The organism is Burkholderia sp. BCC1977 (assembly GCF_905339595.1).
GTDB lineage: Bacteria > Pseudomonadota > Gammaproteobacteria > Burkholderiales > Burkholderiaceae > Burkholderia.
In genome coordinates, this window is the sequence record NZ_CAJPGQ010000010.1 from 101,634 (window position 1) to 119,905 (window position 18,272).

Here is an 18,272-nt window from a genome sequence, read left to right on the forward strand (position 1 = left end):
TCGGTACGGCGTTGCGCTGCCCGATCGCTACTGCTTAACGACGCGGTTGCCCGCTGCGCGGCGGACGCGGCGAATTCGCGTCCTTGTGACGGAAGTTGATGCGCCCCTTCGTCAGGTCGTACACCGACAGTTCCAGCGTCACACGGTCACCCGCGAGAATGCGGATGTGGTTCTTGCGCATGCGGCCCGACGCGTATGCGCCGACCACGACGCCGTTTTCCAGCGTGACACGGTATTTGCTGTCCGGCAGCACTTCGTCGACGATTCCGTCCAGTTCCAGCAGTTCTTCTTTTGCCAAACCAATTCCTCCAGACAAGGTGAATGACCGCGGCCGCGGCGAGCTCGCCGGCGCCGTGCCCCACAACGGGACGGCGGCCGGCAGGATGCCGGGGATCAACTCGTTCAGACGGGCGACTGGCCCGTCTTGCAATCGGAGCCCGGCACAGTGCGGCGGTCGGGCGGTCGGTGGCGGCGGTGCGATCGGCACCGCGCAAAGTCGGGACCGCGCCGCGTGCGGCATGGCGACGGTCTACTCAGGTTGCAGCATGGGCCGCTGGCGACGCGGCGAGCGCTTCGCGAGGGCGTTGGATCGCAGGTCGTACGGACCGGCGATGGATGAGGGAAGCACACGACCGATGCATCGTGTATTACCTCGATGCATCGGTCGTGTGCGTCGGAACGCGCAGGACACCGGCTCGGGCCGGCATCCGCGCGAAATCCGTCCGGCAGCGGCCGCGTACGAGCGGCCGGTGCCGACGCGGCTTACTGCGGCGTGATGTTCGACGCTTGCAGACCCTTCGGGCCACGCTTCACTTCGTAGCTGACCTTCTGGCCTTCGGCCAGGGTCTTGAAGCCCGTGCCGCGAATTTCCGAGAAATGGGCGAACAGATCGTCGCCGCCGTTGTCCGGGGAGATGAAACCAAAGCCCTTGGTTTCGTTGAACCACTTGACGGTACCGGTATCCACAAATACTTCCTTAATACGAATGATTGAACATGCGCCCGTGGCGGGCACAGAAAGAATCAAAAGAGGGAGAGACCAACGACTGCCGCACGGTGTGCGGCCAATGATGAGCAATCGAACTTCTTGAACACTTCGGTCTCGGACACTACGCGGTGCAGGCCGATCCGTCAAGCTCTTTCGGTGCGACGCAGGCGCGCGGCTGCCCGCGCGCCTTGCCTGGCGGGCGTGAGCGGCGATCGGGAGGCAAAACGATACGCCCCCTTTTTTCGCCGCGCATCGCCTCCCGGCCTCCCGTTACCGCGGTTCGAACACGTGATGCAGCGCCGGCGGCGCCTCGCCGTCGCGGATCTTCATCTCGAACGTCTTGCGCGCGACGCTCGACGGCCGCACGTCGGCCGCGTCCAGGTAGAACTGCGAATACCAGTCGCGCATCTGGTACAGCGGCCCGTCGCCTTCGCACAGCAGCGGGTTGTCGATCCGCGTCTTGCTGTGCCAGATGTCGACGTCCTCGTAGAACGCGCGCTGCGCTTCCTTCACGTACGCGTTCGCGATCTCCAGGTTCTGTTCGTCGCTCAGGCCGGCCACCTTCTTCACGATCACGCCGTAGCGCAGCTCGAAGCTGTTCATGTCGATCGGCACGTGGCAGTTCAGCAGCACCGAATGGATCGGCTGCCCGCCGCTCTGCCCCGTCATCTGCGTGATGTGCACGGCCGGCCCGAAATAGGTCGACAGCGCGGTCAGGCTGTCGCCGCCGAGCTTCTCGCTGCGGCCGACCATCAGCTGCGTCGCCTTGTGATCCTCGAACAGGTTCGCGAAATAGTCGATCGGCGCGTGGTGCACGGTCGCGAAGTGCGCGACGTCCGAGATGTTGTCGACCAGCTCGCGGCAGTTCGCCTGGATCACCATCTTGTCGACCACCCAATCCGACCATTCGTCGGCGAAGCACACGTCGAGACGCGGAATCGCGACTTCCGGCGGCGGCGCATTGCCTTCCGGGTCGTTCCACACGAACAGCAGGTTGTTCTCCTCGCAGGTCGGCCATGCGCCGATGCGCGCCTTCGGCGGGATCCGCTTGCAGTACGGGATCGACGCGCACTGCCCTTCGCCGTTCCAGGCCCAGCCGTGGAACGGGCAGACGAGATTGTCGCCGTCGACCGTGCCGAGGCTCAGGTCGGCGCCCATGTGCGGGCAGTACGCGTCGACGACGTTGATCCGGCCGGCCGAATCGGCGAACGCGGCGAGCTTGCGGCCGAAGATGTTCAGCGTGTGCGGCTTGCCGTCCTTGTAGTCGCGGGCGAGCCCGAGGCAGTGCCAGCCGCGCGCATAGCGCTGCGCGAGCGGCTGGGCTTCGATCTTGTAAGGGCGTGCGGACATGTGGGTTGACTCCTCTTTGGGGAACGCGCGGCGGCCCGCCGCGCACCGGGGTAATGGGGGTTCGGGGTTCGGGCCGCTCAGCGCACCGGATTGCCGGGTTCGAGCGCGCGCGCCGCCTTGAGCGCGGGTGTGGGCGCGGCCGCCTGCGGCTGCTGCGGCACGCGGCGCTCGGCGCGCTCGACGCCGAGCCAGGCGGCCAGCGCGGGCAGCAGGAACACCGCACCGAACAGGTTCACGAGGAACATGAACGCGAGCAGCACGCCCATGTCGACCTGGAACTTCAGTGCGGAGAACGCCCACGTGCCGACGCCGATGAACATCGTGACGGCCGTGAACAGCGCCGCGGTGCCGCGCTGGCGCATCGCGTCGGCGAACGCGTCCGGCAGCGTCGCGCCGTGACGGATGTCGTGCTGCAGCCGTTCGTACAGGTAGATCCCGTAGTCGACGCCGACCCCGACGCCGAGCGTGATCACCGGCAGCGTCGCGACCTTCAGCCCGATGCCGAGCCGCGCCATCACCGCGTTGCACAGGATCGACACCAGCGTGAGCGGCACGATGATGCACAGCACCGCGCGCCACGAGCGGAACGTGACCGCGCAGAGCAGCGCGATCGCGCCGAAGATCGACAGCAGCATCGCGATCTCCGCGTCGCCGACCGCCTCGTTGGTCGCGGCCATCACGCCGACGTTGCCGCCGGCGAGCCGGAACGCGACGTTCGGCGTCGGATTCTCGGCCGCGTAGCGCTTGATCTCGTCGACGATGTGCGCGATGGTCGTGCCTTCGTGGTTCCTGGTGTAGATCAGCACCTGGATCGCCTTGCAGTTCGCGGTGTTCATCCCGTTGTCGGGATCGAACGCATTGGCGCCCTGCGTGAGCCCGTCGCTGGAGCGCGGCAGCGCGGCCCAGCGCGGATTGCCTTCGTTGAACGCGGCGATGAACACCTTGCCCTGCGACGACACGCTCGTCACCGACTGCACGCCGGCCACGCCGCGCATGGTCATCTCGAACTTCTCGATCGCGCTCATCACCGGGTAATGCAGGCACGCATCGTCGAAGCCGGTCGTCTCGACGATCACCGACAGCACGTCGACGCCGATGTTGTACTGGTGCGTGATCGCCGCGTTGTCGATGTTGTAGCGCGAGTTCGCGCGCAGCTCCGGCGCGCCGGTGCCGATGTCGCCGATCTCCAGCTTGCGCGATTCGAGCGTGCCGTACGCGAGCAGCGCGAGCGCCACGGCGAACACGCCGAGCGCCGGCGCCGGCCGCGCGAACACCGCGAAGCGCGACCACTTCCCGCTGCCGCCGGCCGCCGCCGTGCGCTGCGCACGCGCCAGCGTGCCGCGTTCGAGGCGCGTGTACGACAACAGGATCGGCAGGAACACCTTGTTGGTGACGATCATCAGCAGCACGCCGAGGCACGCGGTGATGCCGAGCTCGCGCACGATGTCGATCCTGATCCGCATGATCACCATGAAGCCGAGCGCGTTGGTCAGCAGCGCGACCGTGCCCGGCACGAACAGCTTGCGGAACGCGTCGCGCGCGGCCTCGACCGGCGACGCGCCGCGCACCAGCGCCTGCTTCCACGCATTGGTCATCTGCACCGCGTGCGACACGCCGATCGAGAAGATCAGGAACGGCACGAGGATCGACATCGGGTCGATGCCGAGCCCGAGCAGCGGCAGCGCGCCGAGCAGCCAGACGACCGGCAGCAGCGCGACGACAAGCGCGAGCACGGTGGTCTTCAGCGAGCGCGTATAGGCGAACAGCAGCGCGGCCGTCACGAGGAACGCCAGCGCGAAGAACGCCATCACGCCGGCGATCCCGGCCTCGACGTCGCCCACCAGCTTCGCGAAGCCGATGATGTTCACGTCGATGCCCTGCTTCGCGTAGCGCGCGCGGACCTCCTCGAGCTGGCGCGCGACCGCGCTGTAGTCGAGCCGCTTGCCGGTGGCCGGATCGGTCTCGCGCAGCTCCGCGCGGATCAGCGCCGACTTCAGGTCGTTGCCGACCAGCCGGCCGATCTGTCCGGAACGCGCGACGTTGCGGCGCACCTTGGCGAGATCGTCCGGGTTCGCGCTCGAGAACTGGCCGGGCACGACCACGTCGCCGCGAAAGCCGGCTTCGGTCACCTCGGTGTAGTGGACGTTCGGCGTGAACAGCGAGAACACGCGCGAGCGGTTCACGCCGGGAATGAAGAACACGTCGTCGGTCGCATGGCGCAGCGCGTCCATGAACGTCGGGTTGTAGATGTCGCCGTCGCCCTTCCAGCGCAGGCTGACGAGGATCGTGTTCGCGCCGGGAAACGCGCCCGCGTAACGCTCGAACACCTGCATGTACGGGTGCTGCATCGGAATCATCTTGTTGAAGCCCGGATCGAGCTTCAGGCGCGTCGCGGACGGGCCGAGCGCGAGCGTCACCGCGACGCACAGCAGCATCAGCAGCCGGCGCTGCCGGATGATCGTGTCGGCGCAGCGCTCGACGAACGCGGCGAGGCGCGACACGGGAACGGCTTCGGTGGGGCGTGACAGGTCGTTCATGGATTTCTCGGGTCGGAACGGACGGGACAGGCGATGCGGACGATGCGGGTCCACGCAGCGAGGCGAGCGGATGCGGGCGGCGGCAACCGCCGCCGCGCATCAGGACGGCGACGCGGCAAGCGGCGCGACGCCGGCCTCGCCGCCGAGCAGCAGCGCGCCGCGGCCCATCTCGAGCACGGCCGCGAGGCTCTGCACGCCGCCGAGCTTGCGCACGTCGAAGCTCAGGCCGCCGTCGCGCGACGCGACGATCGCACCGCCCTGGCCGACCAGCACGAGTTCGCCGTCGGCGAGCTGGGTCGCGCCGAAGTACGACACCGGCACGTGGCTGTCGACGTGCGTCCAGGTCGCCCCGCGATCGGTGCTGCGCAGCACGTTGCCGCGCATGCCGTACGCGACCCAGTCGCCGTTCGCGAGCATCAGCGCGCCGAACAGCGAGCCTGCGTACGGCGACGGCAGCTTGTCCCAGGTCGCGCCGTTGTCGGTCGAGCGCAGCAGCGTGCCGCTCTCGCCCGCGATCAGCAGGGTGCCGTGGCCGTCGCCGACGATCGCGTTCAGGTGGCGATCGCCCGCCGGCGTCTTCAGCGGCTGCCACGTGAGCCCGGCATCGTCCGAGCGCAGCAGCTGGCCGAAACTGCCGGCCGCGAACAGCGGGCCGTTCGCGCTGCCCCACACGGACAGCAGCGGATCGGCATGCGCGTGGTCGCCGTGGACCTCGCGCCAGTGCACGCCCGCGTCGTCGCTGCGCAGGATCCGGCCGTCGTGGCCGACCGCGAGGCCGAGCGTCGGCGTGACGAAGCTCACCTGCGTGAGCGTCGAGCCCTGGTCGGGCGTGACCGACGCCGGCCGCCAGCGGCGGCCCGCATCGTCGCTCAGCAGGATCACGCCGCGCTCGCCGACCGCGACGATGCGCGTGCCGGCGCGGGCGAGCCCGTTGATCTGCAGGCGGTCCGCATGGATCGCGGTGACCGGGAACGCCGGCAGCGGGCGCGGCGAAAACGCGAACAGCGCGGCGCCGAGCACGAGCGCCGACATCGCGAGTCCTGGCAAAGTACGTTTCATCGGTTGTCTCCTGTCTTTGCGTCGGCCCGGGCCCGCGCCGACGCGCTCGCCCTGCCGCTGCAAGTCTCCGGGCTGTCGGTCGTCGCCGCGGCCTCGAATGGTCCCGCATGGATGGCGGCCGAACCGGGGGTTCCGGTCCGACTGCCGGTGCGACAGCGTCGAAGGCCGCTACGCGCCGACTTCGAACAGCGCCGCGGCGCCCATCCCGCCGCCGATGCACATCGTCACGACCGCATGCCGCACGCCGCGGCGCGCGCCTTCGAGCAGCGCGTGCATCGTCATCCGCGCGCCCGACATCCCGAACGGGTGGCCGAGCGCGATCGCGCCGCCGTCGACGTTCAGCCGCTCGTCGGGGATGCCGAGCGTGTCGCGGCAATACAGCGCCTGGCACGCGAACGCCTCGTTCAGCTCCCACAGCCCGACGTCGCGCACGGTCATCCCGAACCGCCCGAGCAGCTTCGGAATCGCGAACACCGGGCCGATGCCCATCTCGTCCGGCTCGCAGCCGGCCACGGCCAGCCCGCGGAACGTACCGAGCGGCGTCAACCCGCGGCGCTCTGCTTCTGCACGCGACATCACGACGACCGCCGCCGCGCCGTCCGACAGCTGCGACGCGTTGCCGGCCGTCACGAACTCGCCCTGCTCGACGACCTTGCCGCCGCTCCACGACGGCTTCAGCCCCGCGAGCCGTTCGGCCGTCGTATCGGCGCGCACGCCTTCGTCGCGCGCCGCGCGCACGTCCTCGTGACCGGTCGGGTTGCCTTCCTTGTCGAACAGCGCGCGCCGCACGTCGAGCGGCGCGATTTCCGCGTCGAAGCGGCCCGCTGCCTGCGCGTCGGCCGTGCGCTGGTGGCTCTGCAGCGCGAATTCGTCCTGCGCGGCACGCGAGATGCCGTAACGGCGCGACACGATCTCGGCCGTTTCCATCATCGCCATGTACGCGGCCGGCTGGTGGTCGAGCACGGCCTGCGAACGCGCGCGGTAGCCGTTCTTGTGCTTGTTCTGCGTGAGCGAGATCGATTCGACGCCGCCCGCGACGACGATCCGCGCGTCGCCCGCGCCGATGCCGCGCGCGGCACTCGCGATCGACATCAGGCCCGACGAGCACATCCGGTCGATCGCCATGCCGGGCACCGACGCCGGCAGCCCGGCGGCCGCGGCCGACAGGCGGCCGATGTTGTAGCCCTGCGTGCCCTGCTGCGCGGCGCAGCCGATCAGCACGTCGTCGACATCGGCCGGCGCGACGCCCGCGCGTTCGAGCGCCGTGCGCACGACGTGGCCGCCCAGCGCGGGCGCCTCGGTGTCGTTGAACATGCCGCGAAACGCCTTGCCGATCGGCGTGCGTGCGACGGAAACGATGACTGCGTCTTCCATGTCTCTGACTCTCTAGAAGTAATAGCGGCTGATCGCGTCGGCGACGCAACCGGGCTTCGCCTCGCCTTCGATCTCGACGGTCACGCGGATCCACGCCTGCACGCCGCCGTCGAGCGGCTCGACGCGCAGCAGCTCGCCGACCCCGCGCACGCGAGCGCCGACCTTCACCGGCGCCGGGAAGCGGATCCTGTCGCAGCCGTAGTTGACGCCGAGCCGCGCGCCGTCGATGCGCACGATCTGCGGCAGGAAATGATTGACGAGCGACAGCGTCAGATAGCCGTGCGCGATGCACGCGCCGAACGGGCCGTCCTTCGCGCGCACCGGGTCGACGTGCACCCACTGGTGGTCGCCCGTCGCGTCGGCGAAACCGTCGATGCGGAGCTGGTCGATCGCGAGCCATGCGCTCGCGCCGAGCGTGTCGCCCACGGCCGCCGCGAGTTCGCCGGGATGCGCGAACACGCGGGGCGTCGCGCGCACGGAGTCGAGGGTCGTGTCCATCATGCGTGCTGGCTGCTCACCGACAGCACTTCGCCCGTCATGTACGACGCGTAATCGCTTGCAAGGAACACCATCACGTTCGCGACCTCCCAGACTTCGGCGGCGCGCCCGAAGGCTTCGCGCGACGCCAGTTGATTCAGCAGGTCGGCCGGGGCCGACTTCTTCAGAAAATCGTGCATCGCGATGCTCGGCGCGACCGCGTTGATGCGCACGCCGTACGGCGACGCCTCGAGCGCCGCGCAGCGCGTGAGCGCCATCACGCCCGCTTTCGCCGCCGCGTAGTGCGCCTGTTCCGCCTGCGCACGCCAGCCGAGCACCGATGCGTTGTTGACGATCGCGCCGCGGCCGCGGGCCTGCATGTGCGGCAGCATCGCGCGCGTCATCCGGAACGTCCCGGTAAGACTAATGTCGATCACCCGCGACCATTCGGCATCGTCCATTTCGACGATGCGTTTCGCGCCGCCGAGCCCGGCGTTGTTGATCAATACGTCGACGCCGTCGAGCTGGTCCCGGGCCTGAGCAACGAGCGCCTGCACGTCGTCCTCGACCGCGACGTTGCACAGGCGGCCGTACACCTGCTGCAGCCCGGTTTCGGCGCGCAGCGTCGCCACGGCCTGTTCGAGGCGCGTCTCGTGGATGTCGGAGATGAACAGCGCACGGCAGCCTTCCTCCGCGCAGCGGCGCGCCGCCGCGAAGCCAATGCCGGCGCCGGCGGCGGCCGTGATCAGCACCGACTTGCCGGCGAGCAGCTGGTGGCCCGGTACGTAGGCCGGCGCTTTCTGGATCTGGGGTTCGGTCATGCGTTTCCTCGCGGTTCCCTGGGCATGCCGAGCCCGCGCTCGGCCATGATGTTGAGCTGGATTTCGTTGGTGCCGGCGTAGATCGTGTCCGCACGGGAGAACAGGAATACGCGCTGCAGATGGGTGAGCTTTTCGTCGGCCGGATCGATCACGTTCGCGCGGGGCCCGAGCGCATCCATCGCGAGCTGGCCGAGGTCGCGATGCCAGTTCGACCAGTAGTACTTGTAGATCAGCGCCTCGCGGCGCAGCGGTGCGGTGGCGCCGTTCGCGTCGTCCGCGCCCGACAGCATCCGCAGCGCGTTGTAGCGCATCACGCGCAGCCCGGCCCATGCGCGGCCGATCCGCTGGCGCAGCACCGGATCGCGATCGGCGCCCGCTTCGCGCGCGGCGTCGATCACCCATTCGAGTTCGCGGACGAACTGCATCTGCTGGCCGAGCGTCGACATCCCGCGCTCGAAACCGAGCAGCGTCATCGCGATCCGCCAGCCGTCGCCCGGCGCGCCGACCAGGTCGCGTGCCGCCGCGCGCGCGCCGTCGAAGAACACTTCGTTGAATTCGGCGCCGCCGTTCAGCTGCCTGATCGGACGAATCTCGATGCCCGGCTGGTCGAGCGGCATCAGCAGGAACGACAGCCCCTTGTTGCCCTTCGACGCCGGATCGGTGCGTGCGAGCACGAAGATCCAGTCCGAGTCGTGCGCGAGCGACGTCCACACTTTCTGGCCATGCACGCGCCACGTGCCTTCGCCGTCCTGCTCGGCGCGCGTGCGCACGTTCGCGAGATCGGAACCAGCCCCCTGCTCCGAGTAACCCTGGCACCAGAACTGCGTGCCGGCGAGAATCCCCGGCAGGAAGCGCGCGCGCTGGTCGTCGGTGCCGCACGCGACGAGCGTCGGCCCGAGCAGCCCTTCGCCGATATGCCCCATCCGCCCAGGGCCACCGGCGCGCGCGTATTCCTCGTGGAAGATCACCTGCTCGGCGACCGTGAAGCCGCGGCCGCCCGCGTCGGCCGGCCAGCCGAGGCCGGTCCAGCCGCCCTGCGCCAGCGCCCGTTCCCACGCCTTGCGCAGTTCGGGAAACGCTTCCTCGTCGCCGGGGCCGCCGCGGTATTTCAGGCACGCGAATTCGCCGGTCAGGTGCGACCGCACCCAGTCGGCGACTTCGTGCCGCAATTGCTGTTCGCGCGTGTCGCTGTTCATTGGAGGGCTCCTGTGCGCGCGGCGGACGGACGGGTTGCCGTCGCCGGAACCGACGCGACGCCCGCCGCGTCGCGCTGCGATGCCCCACCGTCGATCGCATGGCGGGCGAGCCATTCGAGCAGTTGCGGCGTGCTGCCGAACTGCGCGCCCGACGCCTGCGCGCGCTTGAAATAGAGATGCGGGTCGTATTCCCACGTGAAGCCGACGCCGCCGTGCAGCTGGATCGCTTCCTGTGCACAGAACGCCGCCGCGTCGTTCGCGGCGGCCTTCGCGGCCGCGACGTCGGCGCGCAGCGCGGCGCCGGATGCGCCGCTGCCGGCTTGCGCGTCCCACGCGTGCGCGGCGCCGAGCACGGCCGAGCGCGCGGATTCGATCAGCACCATCATCTGTGCGCAGCGGTGCTTGACCGCCTGGAACGACGCGATCGCACGGCCGAACTGCACACGCTGGCCGGTGTAGTCGAGCGTCAGGTCGAGGCACTGCTGGGCGCCGCCGAGTTGTTCGGCGGCCAGCGCAAGCGCCGCGAACCATGCGGTGCGTTCGAGCAGTTGCACGGCAACGGTGCCGCCGGCGAACAACGCGTCGCGGTTCACGCGGGTTTCGTCCAGGACGACGCGCGCGATCGGCCGCGTCGCGTCGAGCGTGTCGAGCGGCGCGACGCTCAGGCCGGCCGCCGTCGCGACGTCGATCGCGAACAGCCCGATCGCCTGCCCTTCGGTCGCGATCCGCGCCGGGATCAGCAGCAGGTCGGCACGCGCGGCGTCGATCACCTGTTCGATCGTGCCGGACAGCGCGTAGCCGCCCGCCGCTTCTTCCGCGACGACCGGCAACTGCCATGAACCTGCCGGCAACGCGAACGGCACGGCCAGCGTCGCGCTGCACGCGCCTTCGGCAATCTTCGCGAGCCAGCCGGTCGCAGCGGGCGCATCGCAGCCGGCCAGCGCGGTCGCCGCCAGGCACGCGGTCGAAAAATACGGCACGCACGCGACGCGCCGGCCGAGCTGCTCCATCAGCAGCGTCTGCTCGACCGCGCCGAGCCCCATCCCGCCCGCCGCCTCCGGCAGCGACAGCGCGTTCCAGCCGAGCTCGCCCGCCAGCGCGGCCCACAGCGCGTCGTCGCGGCCGGCCGATTGCTCGAGCGCGCGGCGCACGTCGGCGGACGCGCTGCGCTCGGCGAGCACGTCCGCCGCCGCGTCGCGGATCATCGCCTGTTCGTCGGTGAGCGCCAGATCCATGGCTCAGCTCCCGTACACGCGCTGCGCGGGACGTGCGTCGGCGAGCAACCGCGCGACCGCCGGGCCGACCTCGGCCGGCACCCAGCGCGCGCCGCGATCGACGCTCGGGCCCGTGCGCCAGCCTTCGGCGACCGCAATCATCCCGCCGGCAACCTCGAACACCTGGCCCGTCACGTCGGCCGACAGCGCGCTGCCGAGCCACACCACGAGCGGCGCGACGTTGGCCGGATCGAAATAGTCGAAGCCGCCGTCCTCGGGCTTCTTCATCATGTCGGCGAACACGCCTTCGGTCATCGATGTGCGCGCGGCCGGCGCGAGCGCGTTCACGCGCACGCCGTAGCGCTGCAGCTCGACCGCCTGCATCAGCGTGAGCGCCGCGATGCCGGCCTTCGCCGCGCCGTAGTTCGACTGGCCGATCGAGCCTTGCAGCCCGGCGCCCGAACTCGTGTTGACGATGCGCGCGTCGACCGCGCGGCCCGCTTTCGCCGCATCGCGCCACACGCGCGCCAGCACGCTCGACAGGCAGAAGTGGCCGCGCAGGTGCACGCGCATCACGTCGTCCCAGTCGGTTTCGGTCATGCTGGTGAACATCTTGTCGCGGCAGATGCCCGCGTTGTTGACCAGCACGTGCACGTCGCCGAACGCTTCGCGCGCCGCATCGACGATCCGCTGCGCGGTGTCGAGCTGCGTGATGTCGTCCGAATTGGCGAGCGCGCGGCCGCCGCTTGCGCCTCGTTCGGCGATCTCGTCGCACACGGCCTGCGCGGCCTCGTGACGGATGTCGTTGACGACGACCGCCGCGCCGTCGGCCGCGAACGCGAGCGCGTATTCGCGCCCGAGCCCGCCGCCCGCGCCGGTGATGATGACGGTGCGTCCGTTACAGATTCCCATGCTTGTGCCTCGTGGATCGAGAGATCGTGAAAGTGACGCGCTCACAGGCGCTCGATGATCGTGACGTTCGCGAGACCGCCGCCTTCGCACATCGTCTGCAGCCCGTAACGGCCGCCGGTGCGCTCCAGTTCGTGCAGCAGCGTCGTCATCAGCCGCGCACCGGTCGCGCCGAGCGGATGGCCGAGCGCGATGCCGCCGCCGTTCGGGTTGGTCTTTTCGTGCGGGAAGCGCGTGTCGGCGAGCCACGCCTGCGCGACCGACGCGAACGCCTCGTTCATCTCGACGACGTCGATCCGCGACCAGTCGAGCCCGCTCTTCTTCAATGCCGCCTTGGTTGCCGGGATCGGCGCGGTGAGCATCCACAGCGGATCGTCGCCGAGCACGCTCAGGTGATGGATCCGCGCGCGCGGCCTGAGACCGTAGCGCTTGAGCGCGTCCTCCGACACGATCAGGAGCGCCGCGGCCGCATCGCAGGTCTGGCTCGCGACGGCGGCCGTCAGCGAACCGCCCGGCATCAGCGGTTCGAGCGTCGCCATCTTTTCCAGCGACGTGTCCGGGCGCGGCGTCTCGTCGTGGAGCACGCCTTCGAGCGGCACGATTTCCCGCTTGAAATGGCCGGCCTCGATCGCCGCCACCGCGCGGCGATGGCTTTCCAGCGCGTAGCGCTCCATCGCGTCGCGCGACAGGTTCCAGTGATCGGCGATCCGTTGCGCGGCGACAAACTGCGATACCGGCGCGTCGCCGAAGCGCGCGCGCCAGCCGGTGCTGCCCGAGAACGGGTCGTTGAAGCCCAGCGGCGCCGCGCTCGTCATCGCGGACGAGATCGGGATCTGCGTCATCGTCTGCACGCCGCCCGCGACCACCACGTCCTGCACGCCGCTCATCACGGCCTGCGCGGCGAAATGCACGGCCTGCTGGGACGAGCCGCACTGGCGATCGACCGTCACGCCCGGCACCTGCAGCGGCAACCCGGCCGCGAGCCAGCAGGTGCGCGCGATGTTGCCGGCGAGCGGGCCGATCGTGTCGACGCAGCCGAACACCACGTCGTCATATTCGTCGGCCGGAATCGCATTGCGTTCGACGAGCGTCTTCAGCACGAAGCCGCCGAGGTCGGCCGCATGCACGTGCGCGAGCCCGCCCTTGCGGCGGCCGGTCGGCGTGCGCAGCGCGTCGACGATATAGGCTTGTTTCATGGATTGGTTTCCTCGAAGTCGAAGGTCTGCGCGGGGCCGATCGGCAACGCGTCGCCGAGGATCGCGTCGGCCACGCGGGCCTTGTGGAAGGCGGTGTCGCCCCAGCTGCCGGAGAGCGCCCAGATCCGTTTCATGAAGATCTGCAGGTCGAGCTCCCACGTGTAGCCGATCGCGCCGTGCACCTGCATCGTGTGACGCGCGGCCAGCTGCGCGGCGGCGGTCGCCGCGAGCTTCGCGTGCGACACCAGCACCGCGCGCTGCGGGTGATCGTCGGCGATCGCTTGCGCTGCGCGCGCGACCACCGGCCGCGCGAACTCGTAGCGGATCGCGACGTCGGCGAGCAGGTGCTTGAGCGCCTGGTACGAACCGATCGCACGACCGAACTGCTTGCGCTGCGCGCTGTAGTCGATCGCGACGTCGAGCACGCGCTGCGTGAGGCCGAGCAGCTGCGCGGCGACCGCGAACGCGCCGTGGTCGAGCGCGCGGTTCAGCAGCGGCGCGGCTTCGTCGGCGCTCGCGATGCGCGTGGCCGCCGACGGTTCCCAGTCGAGCGTGAACAGGCGCCGCGACGGGTCGACACTGTCGACCGCGCGCCATGCGCAGCGCGCGGGATCGACGCGATGCAGCTCGCCGCGGTGCTCGCACAGCAGCGCCTGCGCGACGTGCACGTCGGCCGCATACGGGTTCACGGGATGCACGAGCGCGACGCGCGCGCGCCCTTCGGCGATGTCGCGCAGCAGCGCGTCGCGCCAGTCGCTCGCGGGCAGTCGCGCGAGCACGCCGGCCGACACGAGCGCCGTGTCGAGCAGCGGCTCGGGGCTGCCGAAGTAGCCGTAGGTCTGCGCGAGCAGCGCCCATTCCGCTTCGCCCAGGCCGAGGCCGCCGTGCGCTTCGGGCACCGACACGGCGGTCAGCCCCTGCGATGCGAACAGCGACCACAGCGCGTCGGAGCGGCCGGTCGGCGTGGCCCACAGCTCGCGGATCAGCTCCGGGGTCATCTCGGTCATCAGCAGGCGCTTCACGCTGTCCGCGAGCGCTTCCTGGTCTTCATCGAATACGAAATCCATACGATGTCCGTTCAGTGAGGAGGTCGCCTGCGCTTACGCGCGCGGCATGCCGAGCATCCGTTCGGCGACGATGTTGCGCTGGATCTCGTTGGTGCCCGCGTAGATCGGGCCGGCCTGCGCGAACAGGAAGCCGTCGAGCCAGTGGCCGAGCGTCGCGTGCTGCGCGGCCGTCTGCGGGACGACCTCGCCGTGCGCGCCGAGAATGTCGAGCGCGGTCTGGTGCATCCGCAGGTCGAGCTCCGACCAGAACACCTTGTTGGTGCTCGACTCCGCGCCGATGTGGCCGCCCTTCAGCAGCCGGCTCGCCGTCGCATAGGTCGACAGCGCGTACGCCTGCGCGTCCATCCACGCGGACACCACGCGTTCGCGCAGCGTCGGGTCGCGGTCCGCGCTGTCGCGGTGCGCGAGATACAGGTCGCGCAGCGCCTGCGCCGTGCGCTGGAAACGCGCGGGCGAACGCAGCATCAGCCCGCGCTCGAAGCCGGCCGTCGCCATCGCGACCTGCCAGCCCGCGCCTTCGGCCGCGAGGCGGTTCTCGACCGGCACCCGCACGTCGTCGAAGAAGATTTCCGCGAAGCCGGTCTGCCCGTTCAGCTGGCGGATCGGCCGCACCGTGATGCCCGGCGTCGACAGCGGCACCATCAGGAACGTGAGCCCATGGTGGCGCGACGATTCGGGATCGCTGCGGAACAGCCCGAACAGCCAGTCGGCCCAGACCGCGCGGGTCGACCAGATCTTCTGGCCGTTGAGCACGTACTCGTCGCCGATGCGGATCGCCGTCGTGCGGATCGCGGCCATGTCCGAGCCCGCGTTCGGCTCCGACCAGCCCTGCGCCCACACGTGCTCGCCGGCCGCCATCGCCGGCAGGAAGCGCGCCTTCTGCGCGTCCGTGCCGAAATCCATCAGCGTCGGGCCGAGCAGGAAGATGCCGTTCTGGTTCACGCGCATCGGTGCGTCGGCGCGCCAGTACTCTTCCTCGAAGATCAGCCACTCGATCAGGTCGCAGCCGCGCCCGCCCAGCTCGCGCGGCCACGTGACCATGCTCCAGCGGCCCGAGTGCAGCGTGCGCTCCCATTCGCGGTGCGCGGCGAAGCCTGCCTCGGTATCGAAGCTCGGCAGCCGCTCGCGCGGCACGTGCGCGGCGAGCCAGGCGCGGATTTCCGCGCGGAATGCCTGCTGTTGCGGCGTATAGGTCAGGTTCATGCGCGCGCCTCCTCGGCGGTTGGCTGCGCGTCGAACCGCGCGTCGCGCTTCTCGACGAACGCGGCACGCGCTTCCGTCGAGTCGTTCGTCATGTACGCCTGCAGCGTGAAGCCCTGCTCCCAGCGGTACTTGTCCTCGAGATCGCCGTCCTCGACGCCGTTCAGCGCCTCCTTCGCGAGCCGCACCATCGCCGGGCTCTTCTCCGCGATCCTGCGGGCGATCGCGAGCGCCGCGTCGCGCAGCGCGTCGCGTGCGACGACCTGCTCGACCGCGCCGAGCCGGTACGCTTCGGCCGCGTCGATCATCTCGCCGGTGAAGTACATCGTGCGGACCTTCTGCACGCCGAACAGCCGCTGCAGGTGCGCGCCGCCGCCCATCGCGCCGCGGTCGATCTCCGGCACCCCGAAGCGTGCGCAATCGGCCGCGACGACGATGTCCGCCGCGCCGCAGATGCCGATCCCGCCGCCGAGCACGAAGCCGTGCACGGCCGCGATCACCGGCTTCGGATTGCGGTGCACCGCGCGGAACGTCTCGTAGTTGCCCGCGTTGACCGTCACGATCCGCTCCGGATGCGCGGCCAGCTCCTTGATGTCGACGCCCGCGCAGAAGCCGCGGCCTTCGCCGCGCACGACGATCACGCGCACGTCGTCGTCCTCGCCGAGCGCATCGAGCGCCCGCGCGAGCGCATGCCAGCCCTGCGCATCGAGCGCGTTCACGGGCGGATGGGCGATCACCAGTTCGGCGATGCCGTCGGCGCGCTCGATCCGGAACGGCGTCGCGCCGCCCGGTTGATTGGATGCTGTCATCTCCATTGCCTCCCTGTGATGTTTTTCAAGCCGCCTGCCGGGCCGCGCCCGCGCCGCGCATGGCGGCCAGCGCATCCAGCCGCTCGCCGGCTTCCGCGACGATCCGCGCGATCAGCGCGTCGCACGATTCGATCGCGCCGATCATCGCGGCCGCCTGGCCGCTCGGCAGCACGCCTTCGTCCGGCCGCCCCTCGACGATCGCGCGCTGGATCAGGAACGGCGCGTTCGCCGCCATCAGCGTCTGGCTCGCCGTGTAGTCGTGCGAGCGCAACGCCTTGAGCGCGAGGCCGAGCATGTCGCCCGTGCTCAGTCCGTTCTGGCGGCGCCACGCTTCCGCCGTCTTCAGCGCGAACAGCGTGCGGCGCAGCGGGCCGAAGCGTTCGAGCTTCAGCAGATACGGGTTGTCGATCATGCGTTGCGGCAGCCCGTCGAGCGCATCCGACACCCGGATCCGTGCCGGATCGCCGACCGCGACGTACTGCTCCAGCGTCGCGCGCGGCACCGGCGATTCGGCGCTCATCAGGAAGCGCGTGCCCATCGCGATGCCCGCCGCGCCGTACGCGAGCGCGGCCGCCAGCCCGCGCCCGTCGAAGAACCCGCCGGCCGCGACGACCGGCACCCGCACCGCGTCGAGCACCTTCGGCAGCAGCAGCGTGGTCGGCACCGAGCCCGTGTGGCCGCCGCCTTCCGCACCCTGCACCGTCACGATGTCCGCGCCGAGTTCGACCGCCTTCGCCGCATGCTTCGGCGCGCCGACGGTCGGCATGCACACGATGCCGGCGTCCTTGAAGCGGCGGATCGTCTTCGCGTCCGGCCCGCGGCCGTAGCTGACCGCGCGCAGCCGGTGCGCGATCGCGAGATCGACCACCTGTGCGGCGTTCTTCTGGAACATGTGGAAGTTGATGCCGAACGGCCGGTCGGTCAGCGACTTCACTTTCAGGATCTCGGCCTCGACCTGCTCGGGCTCGAGCGTCGCGCCGGCCAGGAAGCCGAAGCCGCCCGCGTTGGCGGTCGCCGCGACGAGCCGCGCGTCGGCCACCCAGCCCATCGCGGTCTGCACGATCGGGTAGCGGCAGCCGAGCAGATCGCACAACGGGGTATGCAGCGGGTCGTGAAGCGGGCTGTGAAGCGGGCTTTGAAGCGTCGTGTTCATGCGGCGGCTCCGTTGACGGCGGCCGGTGCGGCGTCGGCCTGCCCTGCGCCGTCCGCCGGCTCGGGCTTGCGCTGCGAGCTGGCCATCCTGCGTGCGTCGTAGCCGCCGAGGCGGTCGCCGCTGACGAGCTCGTTGTGCGCATGCGCGAAGTGATGCCACGCGAATGCCGCGTCCATCGCCGCGCGCTTGCCCTGCAGTTCCTCGACGTGGTTCAGCGCCTGCTTGGTCAGCGTGAGGCCGAGGCGCGGCATCGTCGCGATCTTCGCGGCGATCGCGTAGGTCGCGTCGCGCAGCCGCTCGCGCGGCACCACGCGGTTGACCATCCCCATCTGGTACGCACGCTCGGCCGGCATCCGCTCGCCGAGGAACAGGAATTCCTTCGCGATGCGCGGGTTCAGCTCGTACGCATGCGCGAAATACTCGACACCCGGAATCCCCATCCGCACCACCGGATCCGCGAAGAACGCGTCCTCGGACGCGACGATCAGGTCGCATACCCACGCGAGCATCAGCCCGCCCGCGATGCACGCGCCGTGCACCATCGCGATGGTCGGCTTCGGCAGGTCGCGCCAGCGCCGGCACATCCCGAGGTAGACCTCCTGCTCGCGCGCATAGAGGAATTCGCCGCCTTCCTTGTCGACGTGGTCGTACCACAGCGACGCACGGTCGAACGACTCGTGGATGTCGCGGCCCGGCGTGCCGATATCGTGGCCCGCCGAGAAATGCTTGCCGGCGCCCGCGAGCACGATCGCCTTCACCGCGTCGTCGTGCGCCGCGCGCCGGAACGCCGCATCGAGCGCATACGTCATCTTCGAGTTCTGCGCGTTGTGGTACTCGGGACGGTTCATCGTGATCGTCGCGATACCGTCCTCGACCGCGTAGTCGACGACACCGTCGCCGAACGTCATCTGGGTCGCTTCCAT

The 18,272-nt window shown here is 70.0% G+C and carries 17 protein-coding genes; all 17 read right to left on the minus strand.

The window, feature by feature from the left end; genetic code table 11:
• Window positions 1-34: 34 nt before the first annotated feature.
• Window positions 35-298, minus strand: a complete 264-nt coding sequence (infA, locus tag U5771_RS11370; RefSeq protein ID WP_006483034.1) for a translation initiation factor IF-1 — start codon at window positions 296-298, stop codon at window positions 35-37.
• 464 nt (window positions 299-762) lie between these two features.
• Window positions 763-966, minus strand: coding sequence for a cold-shock protein (locus tag U5771_RS11375; RefSeq protein WP_006751843.1), 204 nt, complete (start codon window positions 964-966; stop codon window positions 763-765).
• Between the two features lie 291 nt (window positions 967-1,257).
• Window positions 1,258-2,337 carry a Rieske 2Fe-2S domain-containing protein gene (locus U5771_RS11380; RefSeq protein ID WP_322024053.1) on the minus strand — a complete coding sequence of 360 codons (1,080 nt, stop codon included), beginning with the start codon at window positions 2,335-2,337 and terminating at the stop codon, window positions 1,258-1,260.
• Between the two features lie 77 nt (window positions 2,338-2,414).
• Window positions 2,415-4,874: an efflux RND transporter permease subunit gene (locus U5771_RS11385; RefSeq protein WP_322024054.1), complete on the minus strand. Its 2,460-nt coding sequence runs from the start codon at window positions 4,872-4,874 to the stop codon at window positions 2,415-2,417.
• Window positions 4,875-4,973: 99 nt separating this feature from the next.
• Window positions 4,974-5,933 (minus strand): WD40/YVTN/BNR-like repeat-containing protein, encoded by a 960-nt coding sequence (locus tag U5771_RS11390; RefSeq protein WP_322024055.1) that lies wholly within the window; start codon window positions 5,931-5,933, stop codon window positions 4,974-4,976.
• Between the two features lie 168 nt (window positions 5,934-6,101).
• On the minus strand, window positions 6,102-7,307 hold the full coding sequence (locus U5771_RS11395) for an acetyl-CoA C-acyltransferase (RefSeq protein WP_322024056.1): 1,206 nt from the start codon (window positions 7,305-7,307) through the stop codon (window positions 6,102-6,104).
• 12 nt (window positions 7,308-7,319) lie between these two features.
• Window positions 7,320-7,805 carry a MaoC family dehydratase gene (locus U5771_RS11400; RefSeq protein ID WP_322024125.1) on the minus strand — a complete coding sequence of 162 codons (486 nt, stop codon included), beginning with the start codon at window positions 7,803-7,805 and terminating at the stop codon, window positions 7,320-7,322.
• Entirely contained in the window at window positions 7,805-8,605 is an 801-nt protein-coding gene (locus U5771_RS11405; RefSeq protein ID WP_322024057.1) for an SDR family oxidoreductase, read from the minus strand. Before U5771_RS11405 ends, U5771_RS11400 begins: the two co-directional genes overlap by 1 nt.
• A complete protein-coding gene (locus U5771_RS11410) occupies window positions 8,602-9,801 on the minus strand; it encodes an acyl-CoA dehydrogenase family protein (protein ID WP_322024058.1) in 1,200 nt (399 codons plus the stop codon). The genes U5771_RS11405 and U5771_RS11410 overlap by 4 nt, the downstream gene beginning before the upstream one ends.
• Complete coding sequence (locus U5771_RS11415; RefSeq protein WP_322024059.1) at window positions 9,798-11,036, minus strand: acyl-CoA dehydrogenase family protein; 1,239 nt, start codon at window positions 11,034-11,036, stop codon at window positions 9,798-9,800. Before U5771_RS11415 ends, U5771_RS11410 begins: the two co-directional genes overlap by 4 nt.
• 3 nt (window positions 11,037-11,039) lie before the next feature.
• Complete coding sequence (locus U5771_RS11420) at window positions 11,040-11,927, minus strand: SDR family oxidoreductase (protein ID WP_322024060.1); 888 nt, start codon at window positions 11,925-11,927, stop codon at window positions 11,040-11,042.
• A 41-nt stretch (window positions 11,928-11,968) separates the two neighbouring features.
• On the minus strand, window positions 11,969-13,120 hold the full coding sequence (locus U5771_RS11425; protein ID WP_322024061.1) for an acetyl-CoA C-acetyltransferase: 1,152 nt from the start codon (window positions 13,118-13,120) through the stop codon (window positions 11,969-11,971).
• Window positions 13,117-14,187, minus strand: coding sequence for an acyl-CoA dehydrogenase family protein (locus U5771_RS11430; protein ID WP_322024062.1), 1,071 nt, complete (start codon window positions 14,185-14,187; stop codon window positions 13,117-13,119). The genes U5771_RS11425 and U5771_RS11430 overlap by 4 nt, the downstream gene beginning before the upstream one ends.
• A gap of 33 nt (window positions 14,188-14,220) precedes the next feature.
• Entirely contained in the window at window positions 14,221-15,390 is a 1,170-nt protein-coding gene (locus tag U5771_RS11435) for an acyl-CoA dehydrogenase family protein (RefSeq protein WP_322024063.1), read from the minus strand.
• Entirely contained in the window at window positions 15,387-16,202 is an 816-nt protein-coding gene (locus U5771_RS11440; protein WP_322024064.1) for an enoyl-CoA hydratase family protein, read from the minus strand. The genes U5771_RS11435 and U5771_RS11440 overlap by 4 nt, the downstream gene beginning before the upstream one ends.
• A gap of 19 nt (window positions 16,203-16,221) precedes the next feature.
• Window positions 16,222-17,349 (minus strand): nitronate monooxygenase, encoded by a 1,128-nt coding sequence (locus U5771_RS11445; RefSeq protein ID WP_322024065.1) that lies wholly within the window; start codon window positions 17,347-17,349, stop codon window positions 16,222-16,224.
• Window positions 17,346-18,272: an enoyl-CoA hydratase gene (locus U5771_RS11450; protein ID WP_322024066.1), complete on the minus strand. Its 927-nt coding sequence runs from the start codon at window positions 18,270-18,272 to the stop codon at window positions 17,346-17,348. The genes U5771_RS11445 and U5771_RS11450 overlap by 4 nt, the downstream gene beginning before the upstream one ends.

Bases quoted from the DNA above. Each gene is read 5' to 3' on its own strand.
- U5771_RS11380 (WP_322024053.1), bottom strand. From the start codon at position 2,337: ATGTCCGCACGCCCTTACAAGATCGAAGCCCAGCCGCTCGCGCAGCGC.
- U5771_RS11385 (WP_322024054.1), bottom strand. From the start codon at position 4,874: ATGAACGACCTGTCACGCCCCACCGAAGCCGTTCCCGTGTCGCGCCTC.
- U5771_RS11390 (WP_322024055.1), bottom strand. From the start codon at position 5,933: ATGAAACGTACTTTGCCAGGACTCGCGATGTCGGCGCTCGTGCTCGGC.
- U5771_RS11395 (WP_322024056.1), bottom strand. From the start codon at position 7,307: ATGGAAGACGCAGTCATCGTTTCCGTCGCACGCACGCCGATCGGCAAG.
- U5771_RS11400 (WP_322024125.1), bottom strand. From the start codon at position 7,805: ATGGACACGACCCTCGACTCCGTGCGCGCGACGCCCCGCGTGTTCGCG.
- U5771_RS11405 (WP_322024057.1), bottom strand. From the start codon at position 8,605: ATGACCGAACCCCAGATCCAGAAAGCGCCGGCCTACGTACCGGGCCAC.
- U5771_RS11410 (WP_322024058.1), bottom strand. From the start codon at position 9,801: ATGAACAGCGACACGCGCGAACAGCAATTGCGGCACGAAGTCGCCGAC.
- U5771_RS11415 (WP_322024059.1), bottom strand. From the start codon at position 11,036: ATGGATCTGGCGCTCACCGACGAACAGGCGATGATCCGCGACGCGGCG.
- U5771_RS11420 (WP_322024060.1), bottom strand. From the start codon at position 11,927: ATGGGAATCTGTAACGGACGCACCGTCATCATCACCGGCGCGGGCGGC.
- U5771_RS11425 (WP_322024061.1), bottom strand. From the start codon at position 13,120: ATGAAACAAGCCTATATCGTCGACGCGCTGCGCACGCCGACCGGCCGC.
- U5771_RS11430 (WP_322024062.1), bottom strand. From the start codon at position 14,187: ATGGATTTCGTATTCGATGAAGACCAGGAAGCGCTCGCGGACAGCGTG.
- U5771_RS11435 (WP_322024063.1), bottom strand. From the start codon at position 15,390: ATGAACCTGACCTATACGCCGCAACAGCAGGCATTCCGCGCGGAAATC.
- U5771_RS11440 (WP_322024064.1), bottom strand. From the start codon at position 16,202: ATGGAGATGACAGCATCCAATCAACCGGGCGGCGCGACGCCGTTCCGG.
- U5771_RS11445 (WP_322024065.1), bottom strand. From the start codon at position 17,349: ATGAACACGACGCTTCAAAGCCCGCTTCACAGCCCGCTTCACGACCCG.
- U5771_RS11450 (WP_322024066.1), bottom strand. From the start codon at position 18,272: ATGGAAGCGACCCAGATGACGTTCGGCGACGGTGTCGTCGACTACGCG.